Annotated in this window: 18 protein-coding genes; 14 read left to right on the forward strand and 4 right to left on the reverse strand. The window is 38.4% G+C overall.

The window, feature by feature from the left end; translation table 11 throughout:
• Positions 1-301 precede the first annotated feature (301 nt).
• Together EHQ47_RS17220 and EHQ47_RS17225 are read left to right on the forward strand one after the other, a co-directional pair.
• Entirely contained in the window at positions 302-3,052 is a 2,751-nt protein-coding gene (locus EHQ47_RS17220; RefSeq protein WP_425269589.1) for a chitobiase/beta-hexosaminidase C-terminal domain-containing protein, read from the forward strand.
• Positions 3,053-3,337: 285 nt separating this feature from the next.
• Complete coding sequence (locus EHQ47_RS17225; RefSeq protein WP_135777706.1) at positions 3,338-4,276, forward strand: hypothetical protein; 939 nt, start codon at positions 3,338-3,340, stop codon at positions 4,274-4,276.
• A 43-nt stretch (positions 4,277-4,319) separates the two neighbouring features.
• Here EHQ47_RS17225 and EHQ47_RS17230 read toward each other — a convergent pair whose 3' ends face one another.
• Complete coding sequence (locus EHQ47_RS17230; protein ID WP_135777707.1) at positions 4,320-4,817, reverse strand: hypothetical protein; 498 nt, start codon at positions 4,815-4,817, stop codon at positions 4,320-4,322.
• Between the two features lie 250 nt (positions 4,818-5,067).
• Here EHQ47_RS17230 and EHQ47_RS17235 point away from each other — a divergent pair, with 250 nt between their 5' ends.
• From EHQ47_RS17235 to EHQ47_RS17250, 4 genes are all read left to right on the forward strand, one after another.
• Entirely contained in the window at positions 5,068-5,550 is a 483-nt protein-coding gene (locus EHQ47_RS17235; protein WP_135748648.1) for a hypothetical protein, read from the forward strand.
• 116 nt (positions 5,551-5,666) lie between these two features.
• Positions 5,667-6,185 carry a DUF1993 domain-containing protein gene (locus tag EHQ47_RS17240; protein ID WP_135748647.1) on the forward strand — a complete coding sequence of 173 codons (519 nt, stop codon included), beginning with the start codon at positions 5,667-5,669 and terminating at the stop codon, positions 6,183-6,185.
• Positions 6,186-6,336: 151 nt separating this feature from the next.
• The gene (locus tag EHQ47_RS17245) at positions 6,337-7,101 is read left to right on the forward strand and encodes a helix-turn-helix transcriptional regulator (protein WP_135777708.1); all 765 of its coding nucleotides are present in this window, start codon (positions 6,337-6,339) and stop codon (positions 7,099-7,101) included.
• A gap of 90 nt (positions 7,102-7,191) precedes the next feature.
• The gene (locus tag EHQ47_RS17250; protein ID WP_135745583.1) at positions 7,192-7,608 is read left to right on the forward strand and encodes a DUF1761 domain-containing protein; all 417 of its coding nucleotides are present in this window, start codon (positions 7,192-7,194) and stop codon (positions 7,606-7,608) included.
• A 106-nt stretch (positions 7,609-7,714) separates the two neighbouring features.
• Here the strand turns inward: EHQ47_RS17250 and pckA are convergent, their stop codons facing one another.
• Positions 7,715-9,307 (reverse strand): phosphoenolpyruvate carboxykinase (ATP), encoded by a 1,593-nt coding sequence (pckA, locus tag EHQ47_RS17255; protein ID WP_135748645.1) that lies wholly within the window; start codon positions 9,305-9,307, stop codon positions 7,715-7,717.
• 70 nt (positions 9,308-9,377) lie between these two features.
• Between pckA and EHQ47_RS17260 the strand changes: the two genes are divergently transcribed.
• The 6 genes from EHQ47_RS17260 (at position 9,378) to EHQ47_RS17285 (ending at position 17,581) form a co-directional block, all read left to right on the forward strand.
• Positions 9,378-10,808, forward strand: coding sequence for a glycogen/starch synthase (locus tag EHQ47_RS17260; RefSeq protein WP_135777709.1), 1,431 nt, complete (start codon positions 9,378-9,380; stop codon positions 10,806-10,808).
• Positions 10,809-10,863: 55 nt separating this feature from the next.
• Positions 10,864-12,387: a hypothetical protein gene (locus tag EHQ47_RS17265; protein WP_135777710.1), complete on the forward strand. Its 1,524-nt coding sequence runs from the start codon at positions 10,864-10,866 to the stop codon at positions 12,385-12,387.
• 315 nt (positions 12,388-12,702) lie between these two features.
• Positions 12,703-14,310, forward strand: a complete 1,608-nt coding sequence (locus EHQ47_RS17270) for a hypothetical protein (protein WP_135777711.1) — start codon at positions 12,703-12,705, stop codon at positions 14,308-14,310.
• 263 nt (positions 14,311-14,573) lie between these two features.
• Positions 14,574-16,178 carry a hypothetical protein gene (locus tag EHQ47_RS17275; RefSeq protein WP_244290392.1) on the forward strand — a complete coding sequence of 535 codons (1,605 nt, stop codon included), beginning with the start codon at positions 14,574-14,576 and terminating at the stop codon, positions 16,176-16,178.
• 177 nt (positions 16,179-16,355) lie between these two features.
• Positions 16,356-16,733 carry a DUF1304 domain-containing protein gene (locus tag EHQ47_RS17280; RefSeq protein ID WP_135748641.1) on the forward strand — a complete coding sequence of 126 codons (378 nt, stop codon included), beginning with the start codon at positions 16,356-16,358 and terminating at the stop codon, positions 16,731-16,733.
• Entirely contained in the window at positions 16,730-17,581 is an 852-nt protein-coding gene (locus EHQ47_RS17285; RefSeq protein WP_135777712.1) for an RNA polymerase sigma factor, read from the forward strand. The genes EHQ47_RS17280 and EHQ47_RS17285 overlap by 4 nt, the downstream gene beginning before the upstream one ends.
• On the opposite strand, the gene EHQ47_RS17290 is transcribed toward EHQ47_RS17285, so the two are convergent.
• Positions 17,549-18,445 carry an AraC family transcriptional regulator gene (locus EHQ47_RS17290; protein ID WP_135748639.1) on the reverse strand — a complete coding sequence of 299 codons (897 nt, stop codon included), beginning with the start codon at positions 18,443-18,445 and terminating at the stop codon, positions 17,549-17,551. The two genes, EHQ47_RS17285 and EHQ47_RS17290, sit on opposite strands and share 33 nt — an antisense overlap.
• A gap of 147 nt (positions 18,446-18,592) precedes the next feature.
• On the opposite strand from EHQ47_RS17290, the gene EHQ47_RS17295 reads away from it, so the two are divergent.
• The gene (locus EHQ47_RS17295; protein ID WP_135748638.1) at positions 18,593-19,441 is read left to right on the forward strand and encodes an NAD(P)H-binding protein; all 849 of its coding nucleotides are present in this window, start codon (positions 18,593-18,595) and stop codon (positions 19,439-19,441) included.
• Between the two features lie 13 nt (positions 19,442-19,454).
• Here the strand turns inward: EHQ47_RS17295 and EHQ47_RS17300 are convergent, their stop codons facing one another.
• The gene (locus EHQ47_RS17300) at positions 19,455-20,630 is read right to left on the reverse strand and encodes a YncE family protein (RefSeq protein ID WP_135777713.1); all 1,176 of its coding nucleotides are present in this window, start codon (positions 20,628-20,630) and stop codon (positions 19,455-19,457) included.
• A gap of 197 nt (positions 20,631-20,827) precedes the next feature.
• Here EHQ47_RS17300 and EHQ47_RS17305 point away from each other — a divergent pair, with 197 nt between their 5' ends.
• Positions 20,828-22,327 carry a hypothetical protein gene (locus tag EHQ47_RS17305; RefSeq protein ID WP_135777714.1) on the forward strand — a complete coding sequence of 500 codons (1,500 nt, stop codon included), beginning with the start codon at positions 20,828-20,830 and terminating at the stop codon, positions 22,325-22,327.
• Positions 22,328-22,354 lie beyond the last annotated feature (27 nt).

The following is a 22,354-nucleotide window of genomic DNA, read 5'->3' on the forward strand; positions in this document are numbered from 1 at the left end:
TCCCTTTTGAAAGTTATCTTCTTTAAAGGAAGGAATGGTGTATGTATCGATGATTCGTTTGACAGTGACATCAGGCGGGGGTGGTAGCGGGGGCAGCTACTAAGGCGAAAGCCTAAATGGAAAAATCTTTTACCATTACAACTGTTAGACATAAACTAGAAAACCGTTAGAATCGTTGGAAAATCCTTTCCAAAACGTTTTTAACGGTAAAAGTTCACTTTTTGGACAAACTAATGAAAATTAGTTGTCCGCATGTCAAGTTCGAACCCATATTATCATTTCCGAATATTATTTGGAAAATATGTTAAAATGGCTTCCTGTTATGCGAAAAAAACTAACCCTATTCTCCTTTTTATTGATTTCCTATTCTCATTGTATTGGAATTCTTTCCGGCGGTGGCAACCAAACAGACTTTAGTCCCTTTGCTTTTCTATTTGGCCTTGTTGGCGGATCACCTGCCTCTGCCCAAAATCTAACCCCAGGAACCACCGTAGATCTGTCAGGTGATGGAAAACCAGATGGAACCCTAGTCGATTCGGATGGAGATGGTGTTTCCGATGGAATCAATCTTACCGGTGGAACCACTCCCAATCTAATCCTCATCGATACCAATGGGGATGGAACGCCGAATGACACCTCTATTGTTACCATCCTTAGTGATACCACTCCGCCAACCATCACCAGTTCCTTGTTAACCGGAACTTTCTCCACCACACAGACCACAACTCTCACATGTTCGGACAACAAAGCACCTGGATCCATTGTTTATACCTTGGATGCCTCGACTCCTAGTTTCTCACCAAAACAAGGAACCATCATTGCAAAGTCTTCCCAAGCTGTTTCTTTATCCACAGAAGGATCCCATACCCTCCAAGCCCTCTGTCGCGACTTAGCAGGAAATCTTTCAGCACCCATTAGCATTGTCTATACGATTGATACCAAAATTCCTGCGTTGACACTTGTGAGTCAATCTTCGGCAGCCATCAGTGCGAGTGCTGGTGCAATCTCCAGTTCCACAGCTACTTGGAGGTCGGACAGGTCAGGTTCTTTTACAGTCCGCGAAGGAAGCTCTTGTGATTCAGGAACCATTGCCACTACCGGATCAGTTACGGCAAATGTAGACCAAGGTTTTGTTCGTTCTCATACTCACTTTACTGGTGAAGGTACAAAGACTTACCGCATTTGTGTCACTGCTTCCAATGGACTGACTGGATTTGTTTCTGTGAGTTTACAAAGAGATGATACTGCACCAGTGGTCACAGCATCTCCTGGTGCGGGAAGTTATGGGGTAGCCACTTCGGTTTCTCTATCTTGTACGGACACTGGTGGTTCTGGATGTGATCAGATTGCCTATGCCGTCCAAGCTGGCTCAGCACCAACAAATCCAGCCATCCAAGGGACAACGGGAACCGTTAGTAGTGGAACTTTATACACGGCAGCCCTTGCCATGACCGATGGTGCCGTCACCTATACGAAGTTTGTGGCTCGTGACAAAGCAGGAAATGTTTCTAGTGTGAGTTCACAAAACTATACCGTGGACACACAAGTGGCCACCATCACTGTAAATTCCCACACGGCGGCCATCAATGGATCATCCAATGTATCATTCAGTTGGCAGAGTTCCAAAGTCGGAACTTACCAAATCCGTTTGGGTGGAAGTAGTTGTTCTACTGGAACGGCTCTTACCAATACAGGAAGTAATGCAAATGTATCTGGAAATGCAGCCTCCACAACAGACATCAGTTCGACGATAGCCAACTCACATTTTGTAGAAGGGGACAATACCATCCGCATTTGTGTGACAAACCTTGTAGGTAGTTTTGGATCCACCACTCGTACCACAAGTAAAGACACAACGGCTCCCATCGTTACAATGGCCTCTCCTTCTGGATCAGGACCATTTGCTTCCGGAACCCAACTCCAACTTAGTTGTTCTGACACTGGTGGATCTGGTTGTGATAAAATCATTTATACATTGAACGGCACAGAACCCACGTTTGATGGAAATGGTGCTGTGACCAATGGAACGGTTTATTCTTCTCCTGTGGCCCTTTCCAATGGTAGCAACCAAGTGAAATACTTGGCTCGTGACTTGGCAGGAAACTTAAGCAACGCTGGGAACCAAAGTTTCCAGGTAGGTCCACCCAATGCTCCTGCTTTTATAGAAGCACAAGCAGGCGGAACCACTGCCGTTGTGCAGTGGTGGCCGGTAACAGGCGCTACATCGTACACTGTGTACTATAGTACAAGTCCAGGGGTGACAACTTCATCGAATAGTTTTGGACCAGTAACAGATCCTTATGCAACGATTACAGGGCTTAACAGTGGGACTTTGTATTACTTTCGAGTGGTGGTGAACAATGCGTTGGGTAGTAGTGCTGTCTCGATGTTTGAAGCGATGGCTATAACAACGACTACACCTCCTGGGACGAGTATCTCAGAGACTTACTTTGATTTATCGGCCGGCCAGGCAACCAATTCAGGTTTATCCCCTTCCGCGGTAGTTGATACTCGCAATGGCAAGTTATTAGCGGTGACTCAAAATGGTGCTATTAATAATATATCTAGCCTATTCCGATGCAATCTAGATGGATCTAATTGTTCCCATACTGATATTTCAGCGGGACAAGGAACTAATTCAGGTCTTTCCCCTTCCGCAGCAGTCGATACTATCAATGGAAAGTTATTAGTAATTACTCAAAATGGCACTAATAATGGTAAACCAAGCCTATTTCGATGCAATCTAGATGGATCTAATTGTTCCTATACTGATATTTCGACGGGACAAGGGACTAATTCAGGCAATACTCCTTCTACAGCTATTGACACTATCAATGCCAAATTATTAGTAATAACTCAAAATGGCGCTAATAATGGTAAACCAAGCCTATTTCGATGCAATCTAGATGGATCCAATTGTTCCCATACTGATATTTCAGCGGGACAAGGAACTAATTCAGGTGTAAATCCTTCCGCAGTCATTGATCCACTCAATGGAAAATTATTGATTGCGACCCAGAACTCTAACAAGCTTGCTCTCTTTGTCCGATAGCCTCCCCGCGCCAGGGATCCGAAGGGCTTGGTCTCACCCACTTTGGGTGAGACGGGAGCGTGAGCGCACCCCGGAGGAGGCCCGGTCGTTTTAAAATCGAATCTTGGTCACCTAACCAATTCGAGGCGCCCGAAAGAAATATGACCCAAAGGCAATTTCAAGGATCACCTTCCAGCGTTGCAAAAACAAATATAGTATTTATCCCTACTAAAAAAACTCCCTCTTTTCCTAAACCAAACATACATTCGCCTATTCGATTTTGATACCAATTTAGAAAATGGCGATATGTACAGTTTGTTTACCGCAGGAACCAAACGACCGTTTGTCTCTATAAAACAAAATTTATCGATATTGGTCTTTTTTCTTTTGTTTAGCCCGTCCATTTGGGCCAATGAAAATGAGGCTCCTCTTACCATTCATGATAAAAAAGGACGGTGGAATATCCAATGGGGGTATAACAGAGATTATTACACCCAAAGTGATATCAATTTTCGTGGCCCTGGTTACAACTATACATTGAAAGCTGTGGATGCCAGGGACAAACCGGAATCCTTTCGAGCAGATGTTTATCTAAACCCATCTAAGTTTGAAATCCCTCAGTACAATCTAAAATTTAGTTATTTTTTTACCGACCGATTCTTCTTATCCTTTGGTGAGGACCATATGAAATATGTGGTAACACCAGGACAACCGGTCAAATATTCCGGTTACATTGATCCAGGTGTGATTGCAAAAAACCAAATGGCATTGTCTACCGAAGCCGCTCTCTTTATCTACCTCTTTCCTGAGCACGTACAAGAAATGGCCGGGTATCATGGTGGAGAACAAACCGTTACGTTAACACCCGATATACTAAAGTATGAACATACCGATGGATTAAACTATCTCTTTTTAGATTTTGGATGGATCACTCCCCTTTATACTTCATCTGATGGATTGAGTGGACTTAGTTTGGTGTCTTCCATCGGTGGTGGCCCTGTGGTTTGCCGAAGCGACGTACGCGTGTTAGGTAAGGGACAAAACAATAACTTTCATGTTTCTGGATATGGGGTTTCGGGTTACGTTGCCACTCGGTATGAATTTTCACGCACCTACTTTTTGGAATTCGGCGGTAAAGGTGGGTACATAGATCTTACAGATGTTTTGACAAGTGGTGGATCCAACCGTGCTTCTCAAAATTTTGGATTTTTAGAACTCATCGTTTCTGGTGGAATTGCGATTTAGAATTTTGCAAATAAAACTTTGGTCCTTTGTGTGGCCAAAGTGATCATTGAATCAAAAGTTTTTGATAAACTTTTTTGCCACCGCAGGAAACATTTTGATCCAGACAAAGCACGACATTTCCAGAAACAAAAGAATTTATAAAAGAGTTTGGATAGTCTGCAGAAGTGTATTTTGACGATTCTGGATGAAAACCATGATTTGGAAAATCAGCAGTCGTTTGAAAAGCCAATATACTATAGCCAACAGACTGAGAATCCAATCTACACCGGCAACCAATCGGAGTGCCTTGGGGGACAGAGGTTGTGCTTGGATCGATAAAAACATTTGTATCATAGCGATAGAAAATTGGATCTTCCGATTTTAAATAGCAAGGATATGCGTTTGCCGGATAGGCATCCGCTGCCGCCGAACAAGCACTCGACTCTGCAAGGATCGGATTGAGATACCCAGGGAATTGTTCATAAAAAGATTTTTCTTTTTCACGTTTCACACAAGAAAAGACTGTTAGGAGAAGGATGATGATGCCAAACGGATATTTCATGGGCACGCCGAAGATGGTAAAGCATTAGTGACGGCAAAAGGCCAATTGGAAAAACTAATACAAAACGTTTTCATAAAACTATACTATATTAGAAGTAAAATATATTAGAAAATTCAATGACTATTTTTTGGCAAATACCAATATAACGATCCTTTTCAAATCCAATATCTTCATTAAATTAGAATATTTGTAGTAAAATAAAAATAGAAACAATAAGCTATGTTATATGTATTAATCTTACAGATACATAATGAAACCCAATTACATAATCCTTATCCTTTTTACTTCCTTTACCGTCAGTTGTACAAAAAAAACGGACAAAACACTAGAAAATTTACTGCTTTTACAAGTAGTTTCCTCTTCCAACGAAAATTACGGCGATTCACTTCTTTGCAATGGTTATGCGGTTAATTTCCCCAAGAAAACAAATCAAAGAATTTTCTTTACAGGTAACATCTCTTATCTGACAATAAATGCTACCATAGACAAAAAAATAGTATTAACCTCTTCCACCACCCCTCTAAATAATTTTTTGGGAGTATTTCTAAATCCCATTTACTCCAACGGTCTAGAGAATTGCCAGACGCCAAGAACGGAAAATTCCTCAACAATTTTCACATCGACTGCAAACACAAATCGAATGGAGATTCAGTTTACAAGTGCCGGTTATTATGCAATTAAACTCGGTGTCATCCAATCCACCCCAAAAGACATCATGGCAAGGATCGAATGAATGGAGTAGTGAAATTGTACAATTAAATCATGATCCTAATCAAAAATAATCTAATCATCAAAATTTTCATAGATTTATTAGATTGATTCTATATCTTCCTCAATTCGAGTAGAAATATGAATCAATCCGTTATTTATGAAATCTCCGTCCAATCATTCAAAAGAGGACTTGGGAATTTAATTAAAATTTTAGAAAAAGCAGAAATCCATTCTGAAACAAAGAAGTTCCCTTTTGAAAATTTGCTAAACTCACGACTCTTTCCGGATCAATTCCAGTTAACCAAACAAATCCAAATTGCTTGCGATACCGCCAAACTTTGTGTCGCTCGTATCACAGGAAAAGAAGCTCCTGTTCATGAAGATTCAGAAAAAAATCTAAATGAACTCAAAATAAGAATCCAATCCGTGATCCAATACTTAGATACTTATAAAGAAGAAGATTTTAAATCAGTAAATGATATCAAAGTTTCGCAACCAAGATGGGAAGGAAAATATTTAACAGGGTTCGAATATTTGACTCACCATGCAATTCCCAATTTTTATTTTCATATAACAACTGCCTATGCGATTCTCAGGCATAATGGTGTGGAGATAGGGAAAAAAGATTATTTGGGTGAGATGCCATTTAAGAAATAGGAGTGAGCCCGGTCGGTTTTGGACAGGGCAACTATCACCTAACCAATTCGAGGCGCCCATAATTCTCAAAGTCCAAGCATTGTCCCTTGCTTCTACTAGCAGGAAAATACTTTACAATGAATTAAAATGAGTTTCATTGGGATTAAGTCTTATGGTGCCAACTGTTTTTGAATACAAACCTCGACTACAACTCAGTCCTTATATAGAAAGTTATCTCCTCATCCAATGTGAGGAAAGTTTTATTAAATCTATCATTCCGCACTATTCGTTTGTTTTGACCATCAAACTCAAAGGGAATCATCACTACCGAATCCATTCGGATTCTAAAAGTTTACCGATTATCTCTTTGTCGGGTTTACGTAAAACAGTAAAACATAATACACTTTCGAAAGGAGCAGAAATTTTGATTGTTAAGTTCCAACCATGGGGTGCTTTTTCTTTTTTCAATATGTCTATGAAGGAATTGAATGAGGTTGGGATTTCTGGATATGATTTATGGAATCAATCAGATTTAAATGAGATGTATTCACAATTATTGGAAACAAAGGACAATCATTCGAAGATAGATCATGTTGAGAAATTTTTATTAAAAATGATCCAAAAACAAATCATTGATAAACGTATTTTGGAAGCGATTTCGCAAATGAACCTGTCGCAAGGAAAAATCAAAATCAATGACATTGCCTCCGTTTTGAATTTAAGTATCGATACCTTTGAAAAGAAGTTTCGAGAAGTGATAGGAAGTACTCCCAAACAATTTTCTTCCATCATAAGAATGAATTCCGTAATTCAAGAAATTCGAAAATATAATTCGCTCACAAGACTTGCTTATGATTTTGGATATTTTGACCAATCACATTTCATAAGAGAATTCAAATCATTCACAGGCAAAACACCCACAGAATTTTTGACTTAAAAAAAATCACCCACCCTGATTTTTTACAATCCCTCCTTACAAAAATTCGTTATAAACATTCAATACTTATCTACCAAAGGAAGATTGTTTATGTTACAAATTTTATTCAATTTGAATTGGATTGCTATCGGATTGGCATTCCTTGTCTATTTTTTTCTAGGTTACGTTTGGTTTACTGTTCTGTTTGCAAAACCATATAGAATTTCTCTCGGAAAAGAAAACGAAACAACAGAACCTCTCACGCCAATATTTATCATTGGCCCCGGAATTTGTACTCTATTCAATCTAGTCACCACAGCAGTTTTGTTCTCCGCATTGCAAATCAACCAAATGGCCGATGCGCTCCAATGGGGATCTTTCATTGGAATTGGATATTTAGCTGCCAATACGTTTAATATCGCTATCAATCCAAACATTCCGAAACCCATTCTATATGGTATCATTTCCAGCGCCTATCACCTAGTGGGAATCAATATCGCCTCTTTTCTACTCATCCAAAACTTCTAAGGAATAAAAAAGCCGCTTCCCTTTCGGAGGAGCGGCTTTGATCCAAACCAATCTGCCAACTTAGCAAAGTAAGTTGGCGTGGTTTGTCCTTTTCTTGCTTAAAACCTTACGCTACTGGTCCGTATTGGCTGTAGTCAAATTCTTTGGAACCAGTAAGGTATTTTTTATAGTTCTCAATGAATTGTTTTGCAAGGTCAGTTGCTGTTTTGTCGTATTCTTCTTTGTTTTCCCAAGCATTACGTGGATTGAGGATATGTGCATCCACACCTTCGATGGTTTTTGGGAAAGACACTTGGAATACTGGGTGTTTTTCAAACTCGGATTTTTCAATGTTACCGTTTAGGATTTCATTGATGATTTGGCGAGTTGCAGGTAGGTTCATACGTTTTCCAACACCATACTTTCCACCAACAAGACCTGTGTTGATAAGGTATGCATTTACTTTGTGTTTTTTCATTTTTTCACCGAGTAACTTTGCATAGTATGTTGGGTGAAGAGTCATAAATGCCTGACCGAAACAAGCAGAGAAAGTTGCTTGTGGTTCTTTCACACCGCGCTCAGTTCCCGCAACCTTAGCTGTGTAACCAGAAAGGAAGTGATACATTGCTTGTTCGATCGAAAGTTTAGAAACTGCAGGAAGAACACCGTAAGCATCATAAGTAAGGAAGATCACAGTGTTTGGGTGACCTGCTTTTGATCCTGGTTGGATGTTGTCGATGTGGAAGATTGGGTAAGAAACTCGAGTGTTTTCTGTTTTCGCAGCAGAAGAGTAATCTACCTTTTTAGTTCCCGCATCAAACACTACGTTTTCAAGAAGAGCATCACGACGGATCGCAGCATAGATTTCTGGTTCTGTTTTTGGATCTAGGTTGATGGTTTTTGCATAACATCCACCTTCAATGTTGAAGATTCCGTTATCGTCCCAACCATGTTCATCATCACCGATCAGTTTGCGGTGCGGGTCAGTGGAAAGAGTTGTTTTTCCTGTTCCAGAAAGACCAAAGAAAAGAGCACTATCTCCATCCTTACCAACGTTAGCAGAACAGTGCATAGTCAGCACGTTTTTGAGTGGTAGGTAGTAGTTCATGACAGAGAAAATCCCTTTTTTCATTTCTCCACCGTATTCGGTTCCACCAATGATACAGATTTTTTTTGCTAAGTGGAAGATCACAAATACATCGGAGTTAAGGCCGTGTTCTTTGTATTTTGTGTTTTTGTAACCAGAAGCGTTGATGATGGTAAATTCTGGGTGTAGGTTTTGTAATTCTTCTTTAGTTGGGCGAAGGAACATGTTTGTGCAAAAATGGTGTTGCCAAGCTCTTTCGGTAACTACACGGAGAGAGATACGTGTGTCGTTGTTGGTTCCTGCATGACCATCAAAAACATAAAGTTTTTTGTTATCGAGGAATTTGGTTACTTCAGCGTAAAGTTCGTTAAAAATTGCTTCGGAAACCTTTGTGTTGACTGGACCCCACCAAATGTTGTTTTGGGAAGAAGGTTCATCGACAAAGTATTTGTCCTTTGGGGAACGACCCGTAAAAATCCCGGTATCCACCATCATCGTTCCGTTATCAGAAGTTACGCCTTCTTTGTTGCTCAATTCGTGCTGGTAAATTTCTTCGTAAGATAAGTTATGGAAGACTTCGGATGGTTTAAGGCCTAATTCAGCAAGGCCTTTTAGATTAGTAGATACTGACATGGATTTCTCCTCGATTTCACTTTGTGTTTTTCTAGCTTCTTATTTTGCGAGTCGGTGTCAATAACAGAAAATGAAGATTCTCCACGCATCTGCAGAATATTTTCCTTACATCAAGATGGGCGGGCTTGCCGACATGCTTGCTTCCCTCACCAAAGAACAGGCGAAGTCGGAAGAAGTTTATGTCGCATTGCCTCTCATTGGCAAATTAGGAAAGTCACCCCAATATACAGGAAAAGAGTATCCGGCCCTTCTTCCCAGAGATAGGCAAACGGACTCTCTGGTGGTTTCTGTTCTAAAGACCTCTCGGTTTTTGGAAGCAGAGGAAGGAGGAGTGAAGTTATATTTTTTCGAATCAGAATTATTCCAACCTTTGGATTCCATCTATGGACATGCCGAGGAACATTTTCGGTTTGCTATGTTTTCATACGCCTGTTATTGCTTAAGCCAAATTTTAAATGTAGATATATTCCATGCCCATGATTGGCATACGGCCCTGTCTCTTGCTTTACAAAAAGATTCCGTAAAACAAATTCCAAGCGTTTTCACCATTCATAATTTGGCTTACCAAGGAGATCATCCCTATTGGATGACTGGTTTTTTAAAAGAGGAACCATTTCGTCTGATCACAAGTCCCTTTGAACACAATGACAAATGCAATTATATGAAAGCCGGGATTTTATCTGCAGGAAAAATCACAACCGTAAGTCCTGGATACAGAGAAGAAACAATGTCGGAACCAAATGGATTTGGACTCAGTTATTGTTTGAGACAAAGAGAAAGTGACTATACTGGGATTTTGAATGGAATTGATTCGGAGGAATGGAATCCAGAAAAAGACAAAAAAATTTTCAAAACTTATTCCTCTAAAGATTGGAAGGAAGGAAAATTAAAAAACAAAGAAGGGTTATATAAAGAAATAGGAAGACCTTTTCTTCCTACAGATACCCCTTTGATTGGTCTGATTGGAAGACTCACTTATCAAAAAGGATTTCCTAACTTTTTACAAGCCTTTTTATCAAGGCGCCACCTTCCTCACCGTTATGTGGTCCTTGGTTCAGGAGACCCAGAAACAGAAAAATCTTTTTTTCATTTATCGGATACCTTTCCAGATGTATTTTATTTTTACAAAGGATACAACGAAAGTTTAGCTCATAAAATCGAAGCAGCCAGTGATTTTTTTCTAATGCCTTCTCTCTTTGAACCATGCGGTCTAAACCAAATGTACAGTCATGTTTATGGAACCATTCCCATTGTATCTCGTGTGGGTGGATTACGGGATACTGTGGAAGAATCCAACCTTTTGCCATACAAAACAGGAATTGTCTTTGAACCGAATGACGCGAGTTCGTTGGGCTATGCATTAGAACGGGCCAAAGATCTATACCAATCTACAGATCGATATATTGTAGTGGAAAATATTATGAATTTGAATTGGAGTTGGGAAAAAAGAAAAAAAGAATACCAGTCAGTCTACACAAAAGCAATTGAATTAAAAATTTAGTCAATTTCTTCTCGTCACGAGGAAGACGATTGATTTCGATTGTTATCATTATTATATGAAATTTTTCTTTTATTCTTTTTTTCTTATTTTTATACTCACTTCATCTTGCAAACTTAAGCTCAATAACCCAAGCGATCCTTCTTCCCAAGATTTTTTTCTTACCAATTTATTTAGAACTTATTTATTATCTGATCCTTGTATTGGCTTCCAAACTTGGAAAAGAACTTATGGAACAGGAACTTATAAAACGACAGGATCCGATTTAATTGTCCTTTCCAACGGGGATTATTTAGTTTCTGGAATCACAAGAGAACATATAGTTCCCGGTTCTACGACGGGAATCACAAACAATTTTGCCGGAAGTTCAGGAATCACACTTAATACTTTTTTAATGCGTGTTTCCCAGACAAATGGAGAAATCTTATGGGTAGACTACCTTGGGGAAGCTAGTAGCGAGGTAGTGTATAAACCAAAATTAAGAAAGTATTCCAATGGTGATATTTCTGTTGCATTCATTGTGAAAGGGGCCGAACAACCTGGAACCATCAACGCAAAATCAGGAATAGGAGCTGCTTCAGCACTTTTTGTAGGGAGGATCAGAGAAAATGGAACTCGTGTTTGGTTTACATATTTAGATTCTGCCAGTATCGGAGAATTTGTTGTCTCCGCTATGGATACTTCCAACCGTTTGCATGTATTTATCGAAAATTATGGCGGTACACCTGCACACTCACCTTTTGTTGATGGTCCAGCCATTAGCAATACTTCCCTTGATCCTGGATCAGACTCCGATATGATCCACTTGGTTGTAAATGAAAATGGTTCCATGATCTCCCAACGTTACTTTACCAGTGCAGGTGGTGATTTTATTTTTGGAGCAGAAGCAAACGCTTCTGGACTTTTTGTCACTGGAACGACAAGCCAAGGTGCCAATGGAACTATACACCCTAACTCTATTTACCAAATGCCATTTGTTATGAAGTTGAATGAAACCGATGGAACTACAATTTGGTATTCGTATTTAGGAACCAATGCAGAATTGAATTACGGTGCATCGCGTTTTTTTGTGAAAGACAATTTCATTTATATGATTGGCTCAGGTCGGTTCACTTATGGAAGTCCCGCAGAACCTATTGTTGCTACCGACGGTGCAGAGAAACATTATATTTTTACTAAATTGAATACCAGTGGGAATATTCTTTGGAATTCGTTTTTAGGAAGTGCGACAGATAGTGTTATGGATACAACTGAATCCGAACCTATACTTCTTTCCAATTCTCAACTTTTAGTAAGAATGCAAACCAACCCATCCAATGGCCTATTTAATTCCATTCCCGATTTCACAACAGGTACTGGCTCTGGTCCCTACACAATGGCAGATGTTTTTGTGAACCCACTTTCAGGCACATTCAATCGGTTTCATTATTCTTCCAACTTAACTTTGCCTGCAATGGAACAAACGGAAGTAATGCGAGAAGTTTGTTCCGGAAAAATGGTTCGTTTGAATTACACAAGATATACCACAACTCCACCGATTGAGGCAACACAACTCTCCATCGAAAATGTAAGTCTGCCTTAAGTTTTGTAAGTTTGGGCGCCTCGCAATTGCTAGGTGTATCTATATAAACATGATGTAAGCGACCGCGCTTTACGCTCCAATCTTTTGCATTCGCAAAAGGATTTCCGCTGCAATCGCTGGCGTATAATCTCGATTCTCTAACATATAGATAAACAAACATTAGGACTCGTCCGAATTTTATAAGACATTTTTTATTTCTACAGCCCCACAAAAGACTTGTGGAATCTTCTATTTCTGTTCCCTTATAAAACCAAAGTGGATAATTTATTTCCATTCTTCACTCTATTAACTCTTGAGTGGAATCGAAAAGGACATATGTCGATATTCAAATTCAACCAAGAAGCTCTGACAATCAAAACCTCAGTATTAATATTTATATTATCACTAACATCACTTAACAACTGTAAATTAGATTTAAACAATCCGAGCGATTCAAATTCAAAAAGTTATTTTGAAACTGCTGCAATGAATGCCTATCTTCGAACGATTTGTAGCCCTTTCGTCAGAGGAAATGTTAGAATTGGTAGTGGGAATTATTTAGTATTACCGCAATCACTCCTTTCTTTAAAAAATGGGAATTACATTATCACAGCTAGTGTTTCAGAACCAATTTTATGGTCAGGAAGAAGTGATGGAATTAATCATAGTTATACGGGAGTAATAGGAACAGACCCATTCATAGTCATCTTTCAAGTAAATGGGAGGACATTTGAAATAGATTGGTTGGATTATTTAGGGCCCGCAGCAACCACTACTGCCAATAGTTTTTTTTCCAGTCTTTCTGAATTTTCCAATGGAGAGATCGGTATATTTACCCAAGTCACTGGAACCGAACAGCCTGGAGCCATTTCAGGAAAACTAAACTCGGATTCTTTTATGGTAGCACGTTATTCCCCTTCTGGCTCGCGAGTTTGGTTCACTTATTTAGATATGTCAATAGGAACCTTTAACATAGACAAAATAGCCCATATAGTCGATTCGAAGGAGCAGATGCATCTTTTTTATACATCCATCGGCACTGCTGCCAATACACCCAACACAGTGGGTATCACTGAGTTTCCAGCTCCAACGATAGCTTCGAATGGTGTATTTGCAGGACAAAAAGAAATTGGTTGGGCCATTCTCAATGGAAATGGAAATCCACAACGACAAAGATTTTTACGTGGTGTAAGTGATTTTGAAGTTATCTCAGCGATCTATACTAAAAATGATACTATCTTGTTAGGTGGTAGTGCATTGAATCAAATCGAAAACTTCTCTGGCCATCCAGCCATCAATCAACCAAGGGGATTTTCTGCCTTTTTATCTTCCAATACGCAGGACGTAATAAAAATCAATTATCTTGGTTCCAGCGATCCAACATTTACTGTTGGAAAATTAGAAGCGATGAAATTAGGATATGACGGAATTTATGGAACAGGTGTTGCTGCTGGATCTTATGGATTTCCCATTCATGACTATCAATTTTATCCTGCTGGAAATTTCAGAAATTATTCATTCGTAAAATTTGATCTGAATGGAAACTTACTTTGGAACCAATTCTTAGGTTCTTCCACGACAAACGTGATCGATTTAGTTCCTGCATTTTCTTATATTTCCTACTTCGATGAAATTCGCGTGAAACTATTAGGAACAGAAGCTGGAACACGAATGACAGGACTCGACTCCATTAGTTATGGTTCTGGAATCAATCCTTACCAGGACGTTACTTTGCGTATCAACGGAAGAGTTGGTCGTTATGAATCTATTCGATACGAAACAAATATTTTGGTGACCAATCCTGTTTCTGGTTTGGTAGGATTAAATGTAGACATTCAGGATGCTTGTAATGGAAGAATGGTATCTTTAAAACGATTCTTATATTTTCCGGCAACAAATGGTTATTTAGAATTCTCTACCAAACCTCCGATGGAAGAACCCTAGAAGCATGGAATATTTACTACAGACCACAGGGATAAACACCAAAACCCGTTCGCATAAATTCATCTTCCATTCAATACATACAAATAATCTAATATTCTAATTTTTCAGATTAACTTCAAAACTAAAAAAATCCTGGAAATCGTTTTCAAATTGAATCTGTTTTGTTAGGGATTTCCACAAAGGACTTGAGAAAATTGTGACTTCCTCTGAAATGACTAAAAAAACAGAAAACTTTCCCAATTGACGGAAAATTTAGTTTGGCAATGAAACAATTTAGAAATTTAAAACGGAAGTTCTTTCTACTTCTGCCCTTAACTATTATCTTAATGCAGTTGAACAACTGTAAGCTGGAATTTAATAACCCAAGAGACCCACTATCTAAAAGTTATATGGAAACTTGGCTTTGGGAAGAATACCTTCGTAGTTTATGTAATCCCAACGCAAAAGCTTCTCTTCGATTGGGAACTGGAACTTATAAGACCTATCCTTATAAATTACTTAAACTCAAAAATGGGAATTTTTTAGTGACTGCTGGAGTTTTTGAAGAAGTGGTTTGGAATGGAAAAACCACTGGGAAAAATTTTTCTTTTTCTGGAACACCAGGTACAGATCTAAATGTTATCATATTTTTAGTCAACGGAAGGACCTTCCAAATCGAATGGCTGGATTATATTGGAATTGCTTTTTCTGCTTCTGATGGCAAAGAAACAGCACCTATCACCGAATTATCCAATGGTGATGTGGTAGTCGCTGCATATATCAAAAGCTCAGAACAAGGAGTCCCACTTTCACCTAAATCTAATTCCAATTCATTGGCCCTTGTTCGTTATCATACAAATGGAAGTCGTGTATGGAATACCTATTTAGATAAAACTGATAACTCGATCGTTGAAAATCGATTTGCACTAGTAACAGATGTTATGGACAACATACATTTATTTTTCAATGCGCGAGGTATTTCTTCAACGCCTGATACTTATGGATTCGGTGAGTTCCCAACGATGGAGGTAGCTTCCAATGCAGCAAATACAGGTGTAGAAGAAATTGGATGGGGGATAATTTCATCCCAAGGCCATCCCATTAGGCAAAGATATTTACCATCTTACGGTCGGGTTTTTGTCTTGAATGCTGCCTATACTCCTGATCACTCCATACTTCTTTTCGGTGCTGCTGACGACAATTTTGTTGGTTTCACTGGACATCCATTGCCATCTTATAATTACCAAAGGCCAATGGTGACAAAACTTTCCATCTCCGATTTTTCTATGACAAATAGAGCTTATCTTGGATCAATCAGTGCAAGTTATACCACTGGTGTCATCTATGGAATTGCACCAGCCCCAGATGGAGTATACACGACTGGAGTCAATGCTGGAGATTTTGGAACCTCTTTTCATTCTTATCAACTTTATCCTACATCATCTAATTTTCGAAATAATATTTTTTCCAAATTTGATTGGAACGGAAATTTGATTTGGAATCAATTTCTTGGATCAACGACAACCGATACTTTAGAAATTCCATCTATCATTGGTTATGTTTCACTAACTAATACGATAAAATCATATGGTTTTTCTTTAGAAGATGGAAGTCATTATACAGGGTTTAGTATTCCTACATCAGGAAATGGAGCCAACCCCTACCAGCAAACAACTTTAAATATTGCTGGAGACTCTGGACTGTACCAATCCATCCATTATGAAACTAGTTTTTACAATTATCCTGCAACAACAGAACCTCTGCATTATACAATTGCAGCAACGGAGGCATGTGGAGGAAGGATGGTGCGATTGAAAAATATTTTAGACCTAAATACCGAAGTGGGTGTATTGGAAGTGACAACAAGACCCATGAGTGAAGAACCATAAACATTCTCCCTTTCGTATCCTTAAAAATTATTTTGAACCGTCTGACTTTCAATGGATAAGGCAGACGGAGTTCACTTTCCTAGATAATATCTCTTTTTTTACATTTTTTTCTTCCCATTTTGTCACAAAAGGTAAGATCAATTGTCCCAATAGAAAACAGTTCTTTAGGAGAATTCGATGAAACTCACTTCCTTCATACTCACTGCATTTGTTGCGGTTGAACATGTGTTTATTTTGGTCTTGGAAATGTTCCTTTGGAAAACCGAACTAGGGATGAAAATTTTCCAGTTAACTCCAGAAACGGCAGAAATAACGGCAAAACTTGCAAAAAACCAGGGCCTTTATAATGGTTTTTTAGCAGCGGGACTTTTTTGGGCTTTGTTCTTTATCAAAGACCAAAACCAAAAATTCCAAACCATTTTGTTTTTTCTCATTTGTGTGGTAGTGGCAGGAATTTATGGTTCAGCAACTGCAAAGTTTTCTATTTTGTTTTCGCAAGGGTTGCCAGCATTCCTTGCTCTTGTGTTACACTACTTATCTAACAAAAACCAATGATAGACGATCCGCATCTTTTATTATTAGAAAATTCACTTGCTGGAAAAACAAAAGCGTTGGAAGAACTAATTCAAATCTTCCAACCAAAGTTGTTTTCTTTGGCATTGAAGTTTTTATGGAATCCAGAAGATGCGGAAGACGCCACTCAAGAAATTTTAGTCAAAGTCATTACAAACTTAAGTGGCTTTCGAAAGGAAAGTAAACTTTCCACTTGGATCTATCGAATTGCAAGCAATCATTTGATCAATCTGCAGAAATCAAAAATGGAACAAAGGAAGGTTCATTTAAGAGCCGTTCGTGAAGAATTACACCGAACACAATTCACCTACACCCCAAGTCCAGAAGAAGGGGAAAATTCTCCAAAACTTTCGGAAATGATTTTACATGTTCAAGTTGCTTGCACCTATGCTATGTTACAAGGCCTTTCAAGACCCTACAGAATGGCATATCTATTAGGAGAAGTATTCCAAACTTCTAGTGAAGAAGGGGCTTGGGTTATGGGAATTCGCTCCGAAACCTTTCGCCAAAAGTTGTCCAGATCAAGAAAACAAATGGAAACGTTTCTCGGAAAAGAATGTAGTTTAACCAAAGCAGACAACCCTTGTCACTGCAAAGATCGTGTCACTTATGCTACAAAAAGAGGTAGGATCAAATCCTATCTAAAACTTTCAGAACAAATGAAAATAGATGGAAGATGGAAAGAAACCAAACCTATGATGGCAAATACCTCCAAAATCAGAAAAGCAGCAGAAGTATTTCGCAATCATCCAGAGTTTTTACCAAAAAAAAACCAATTAGAAAATATTAAATCGTTATTAAACAACTCGTTTCCACTCACGGCTCGGTGAATTTCCATAAATTCGTTTATAAGCTTTTGAAAAAGAAAAAGCTGACGCATAACCGACATTTTGTGCAACTTCCTCCAATCCGATATTCCCTTTTTGAAATAATTCTTTTGCCTTTTCCATTCTAAGTTTTGTCAGATACTCCATTGGAGGAATACCCAAAACATCTCGAAATCGGTTGGCAAGATTTGCCCGAGAAACTCCAGTTTCTTTAGCTAAGGATTCGATTGTCCATTCTTTGCTATATCCATTGTGCAACTTTTCCAACGCATACAATACCAACGTGTCATGGAAAGCTTTGATCCATCCGACTTGTGAATTGACATGATTGTTTAACCACATTCTCAACATATAATATAACAAAATGTCGGTTAATCTTTGTACGATTAAATCAGTTCCTAAATTCAATTCTAATTCTCGAGAAAGGATTTGAATGATGTCTCCGAGTGCATGATGAGCTTGAATCGTTTCATACGGAATATGTATATACTCCGGTAGTTCCAAAAACAATGGGTGGACAGGTCCCGGTGGGACTTCGTATCTCACTGAAACAAAAGTAGTGACTGGATTTTCATTTTTTATCTGTGTTTTCTTTTCACCTAAGAAACGTTCAATGGTAACTACTTTTGCTTTCGGATCAGATAAAAGTTCGTGATTGGTTCCCCGGGTGATAAAAATCAGATCCCCTTTATGTAAAGGTATCGTCGTATTTCCCATTCTCGCATAACAACTGCCTTGTGTTACGACATGGAATCCCCCACTCTTTTCACAAGGGAAATGAAATCCAAAACTTTGGTAAATTTGGCCTTTGGAAAGTAGGTCATTTGTCCAACCGGCAGAGGAGAGAATATCCGATAGTAGATCCATTCCTCCATTTTTCTCAAATTTACCCAAAAGTCTATCATTTTATACGATTGGATATATTTTTAATATTTTACGACATAGACAGTATAAAAAATCTCCGGTATGATAGAGAAACAATAAAGGATTTAAATCCGAAATCGAGGATACGTTATGAAAGTATTTGTTTATGGTGGTTCAGGACTTGTTGGGGGCCATCTCGTTACCGAATTACAAAAACAGGGGCACGAAGTTTGGGCTGGATCCAGAAAACCCGAGTCTCAAAAAAGCAGTGCCAATTTGCATTGGGTATTTGCTGATTCATCTAACCTCACAAAAGGACTAGAAGTTTTGGAACAAGTGGATGCCGCTTATTTTTTAAGTCCTCCTGGCCAAACCAACCAATACGAAATCCTTTCTCCATGGATTGAAAAAGCAAAACAAGTTCGCCTAAAAAAATTAGTTCTTATGACCGCAATGGGTGTGGACCATGCACCACCAGAAGCTCCATTTCGCAAAACCGAGATTTTACTCGAAGGTGCAGGGATTCCATGGAATATCATTCGACCTAACTGGTTTATGCAAAACTTTCATACTTTTTGGATCGCAGGTATCAAACAAGATCAGAAAATTTATTTTCCTGGTGGGAATGCAAAAACAAGTTTTATCGATGCAAGAGATATTGCATCTGTTGCTGCCGTTCTTCTTACTACAACAAAGTATGATAACCAAGCCTTCACTTTGACTGGCCCAGAATCCATTGATCATAATGAAGTTGCCAAACACTTAACAAACGTAAGTGGAAAGAATATTGAATATGTTGATGTTGATCCAAAAGTTTTTGAATCTTCACTTGTTTCTGCTGGATTATCAAAAGATTATGCGGCATTTCTTGTGATGATCGCTGGAGCTTTGAAAGAAGGATTTTCTGCCCCAATTCTTGACACTGTCAAAACCTTAACAGGAAAAAATCCGATCTCTTTTGCAGAATACGCAAAAGATTTCGCAAGTTCTTGGAAATAAATCTGAATCAGATTTATGGAGAAACTAAGATACGGTTGGCGGCACCGCCAGCCGGGTCTTCTAAAATATTTCTCAGTAATAATTTTTGAAACGGCAAAAAAGTTGAACCACTTACATTTACATGTTTTTTATAGAATTTTTTTGTTGGGATGACTGTCTTTTGTTTTAAAGTTATGGGATCATAAATATGTAACCCAGAATTTCTTACCCAAACGAGTTCCCCATCTTTCCAAAATCCCAATTTATGACCGTGGGTACCCCATTTTGATGTTTTGATATCGGAAAGATTATCCGTATTGTACTTTCGAACTTCTCCAGTGTCAGAAGCGGCTATATACAAAAACTTTCCATCTTTTGAGAAACTAATTCCATATGGCGTGGATGGTATAGAAAGCTTCAATAAAGAGTCCGAGTTTATTTTGTATAAGTATCCCGTTGGATTTCTGTTTTGGAATGCTTCCGCATAACTTGCGATCAAAATTTGTTTTGAATCAGGATGGAATTCTGGTGTGTAGGGATAAAATTTAGATTTATATTCCTGTAATTTTGTTAAATTTTGATTTTGTATTTTATAGATAAAAGCAGTGACATCTTCTGATTCATCATCCTTTAGATCATTGTCAACGGCAAAAGTAAAATAACCAGTATTATCTTCTTGTGAATATCCAATCGCCGAACTTTGTGCAAAAGATTTTTTATCATCTTTTCCAATTTCATAAATGAATTCAACTACATCAATATTGTTAGTTGCTAAATCCCAACCCATAAAAAAATACCGTTTGGTATTTATTGATTTGTCTTTGTTTTCAATCACAAAACCTGCCCGCTTTGTTGTTTCATCATAAAACAAAAATTCATACACAGTTAAAGGTAATCTCTTACCTTTTGTTTCTATTTGGCCAAGAAATTGCGTAGGGTGATTCTGATAATAAATTTCCAGAGGAATGGGACGATAAATCCGTGTTTTAGATATTGTATCATAAAAATACAATCCTGGTTCATCAAAATCTGCAGTTTTTCCTAGATAGATCCACTTACCTGAATTGACAAAAAAAGGAGAGTTTCCCTCAACAAACGTTGGCCGTACATTAAAATCGGTAGCAAAAGAAAATTCTGATTCCACTTGTTGAGCCGATACCGAATAAACAAAAACCATCATGGAAAAATAGAATAAATACAATCGGTTCATAACCAAACTCCTTGCCGTTTTTATATGGTAGAATACACTACAAGAATGCAATTTTTTTACAACCATTGTTTACAATTTTTTTCCTAAAACCAAAACAACTACTGAAATAAATGAAAAAGTAAATCCATTTACAAAAACCAATCGTCACCTAACCCTTGCGACAATCATATGGTTATATCCTTTTTTGGTTTATCAATATGTTGCGTATCTTTTCTACTTTTACAATTTTGATTTTACTATTTTGCTGCAAATTAAACCTGAACAACCCAAATGATCCGGCTACGAATGATTTTTGGTTACGAAACCTCATCCAAACAGCTCTTTTAAACAACGGTTGTTCCAATTTTTCACAGTGGAACAGAAGTTATGGTTCAGGAGCTTATTCTACCTTTGGTTCTGACTTCCAATTTTTACCAAATGGGGACATCGTTGTAGTAGGAATTACAGAAGATCCGATCATATCGGGAGAGTCAATGGGAGTGACTGGATCTTTTGTAGGAACACCCGGTTTGACTAAAAACTTTTTTATGATGCGCCTTTCTAGAAACAATGGCGACATCCAATGGATTGATTATTTAGGGGAGGCTTATAGTTCACTGAACTTCAACCCGAGGCTACATTTATACTCTAACGGTGATTTGGCTGTCAGTTTTCTTGCCTATGGGTCTGGACATTTACTTCCATCTAATCTTTCACCAAAAGCAGACGGGGAAATGTCAGTTTATTTAGGAAGGCACAGGGGTGATGGAAGTCGGGTTTGGTATACTTATTTGGATACAGTGGCTTTAGGAATTTATTTAGTCACTACTATCGATAGTTTTGATAGGATTCATTTTTTTACGGCTGTAGAAGGATCCTTTGGCCATACGCCATTCTCAGAACTACCTCCAATACAAAATAGTTCTTTGGGTAGTTCAAGTGATACTGACATATTGTACGGAAGTGTGGATCCTTACGGGAATGGATTATTCCAAAGATACATTACAAGTTCCGGAAATGATTTTGGATTTAATGTATCTTACTCGAATGGATATATCTATTTATCAGGAACAACCGATAGAAGTGTAGAAGGAACCACTCACCCGAATCCTGGTACGCAGCTTCCGTATATAACAAAGTTTAATATCCTTAGTGGCATTAGAGAGATGTTTGTCTATACTGGTTACACAAGTGCCACTTATGGAGATACTAGACAAATTGTAGTCTCAGGTACATCAATCTTACAACTTTTAACAACAAATTTATCATGGAGTTCCGTGATAAAAGAACCAATTCAGAGTGATACTCAACATTATGCCTTTGCGCAGTACAATTTGAACGGTGGTTTGGAATGGATATCTTTTTTAGGATCTGATAGTGGTGACGTTCCTAACTTTGAGGAACCACCAACTTTACTTGATTCTAAAGGGTTTTGGCGAAACCGCTCTCGAGTCCCGAATACTTATGATCGTTATAGTTCAGGTGCCAGTGTCACAACGGGAACAGGATCTGGAACATATCAAATTGCAGATGTTTGGATACGTCCCAATGGTATCTTTGATAGAATTCGATATTCTTCTAACTTAGGTGGAACAGAATCCAAACGTACAGACCAGATGAAAGAACTATGTACTGGCAAAATTGGATTTATGGACAAAGTGTTCACTACAGCAAGTGAATCGCCATCACGATTAGGATTTCAAACTTTAGAAGAATAAAGTTTGTTCCTCTGTTTTACATAAAAT

The sequence above is a fragment of the Leptospira bourretii genome (assembly GCF_004770145.1).
Classification (GTDB): domain Bacteria; phylum Spirochaetota; class Leptospiria; order Leptospirales; family Leptospiraceae; genus Leptospira_A; species Leptospira_A bourretii.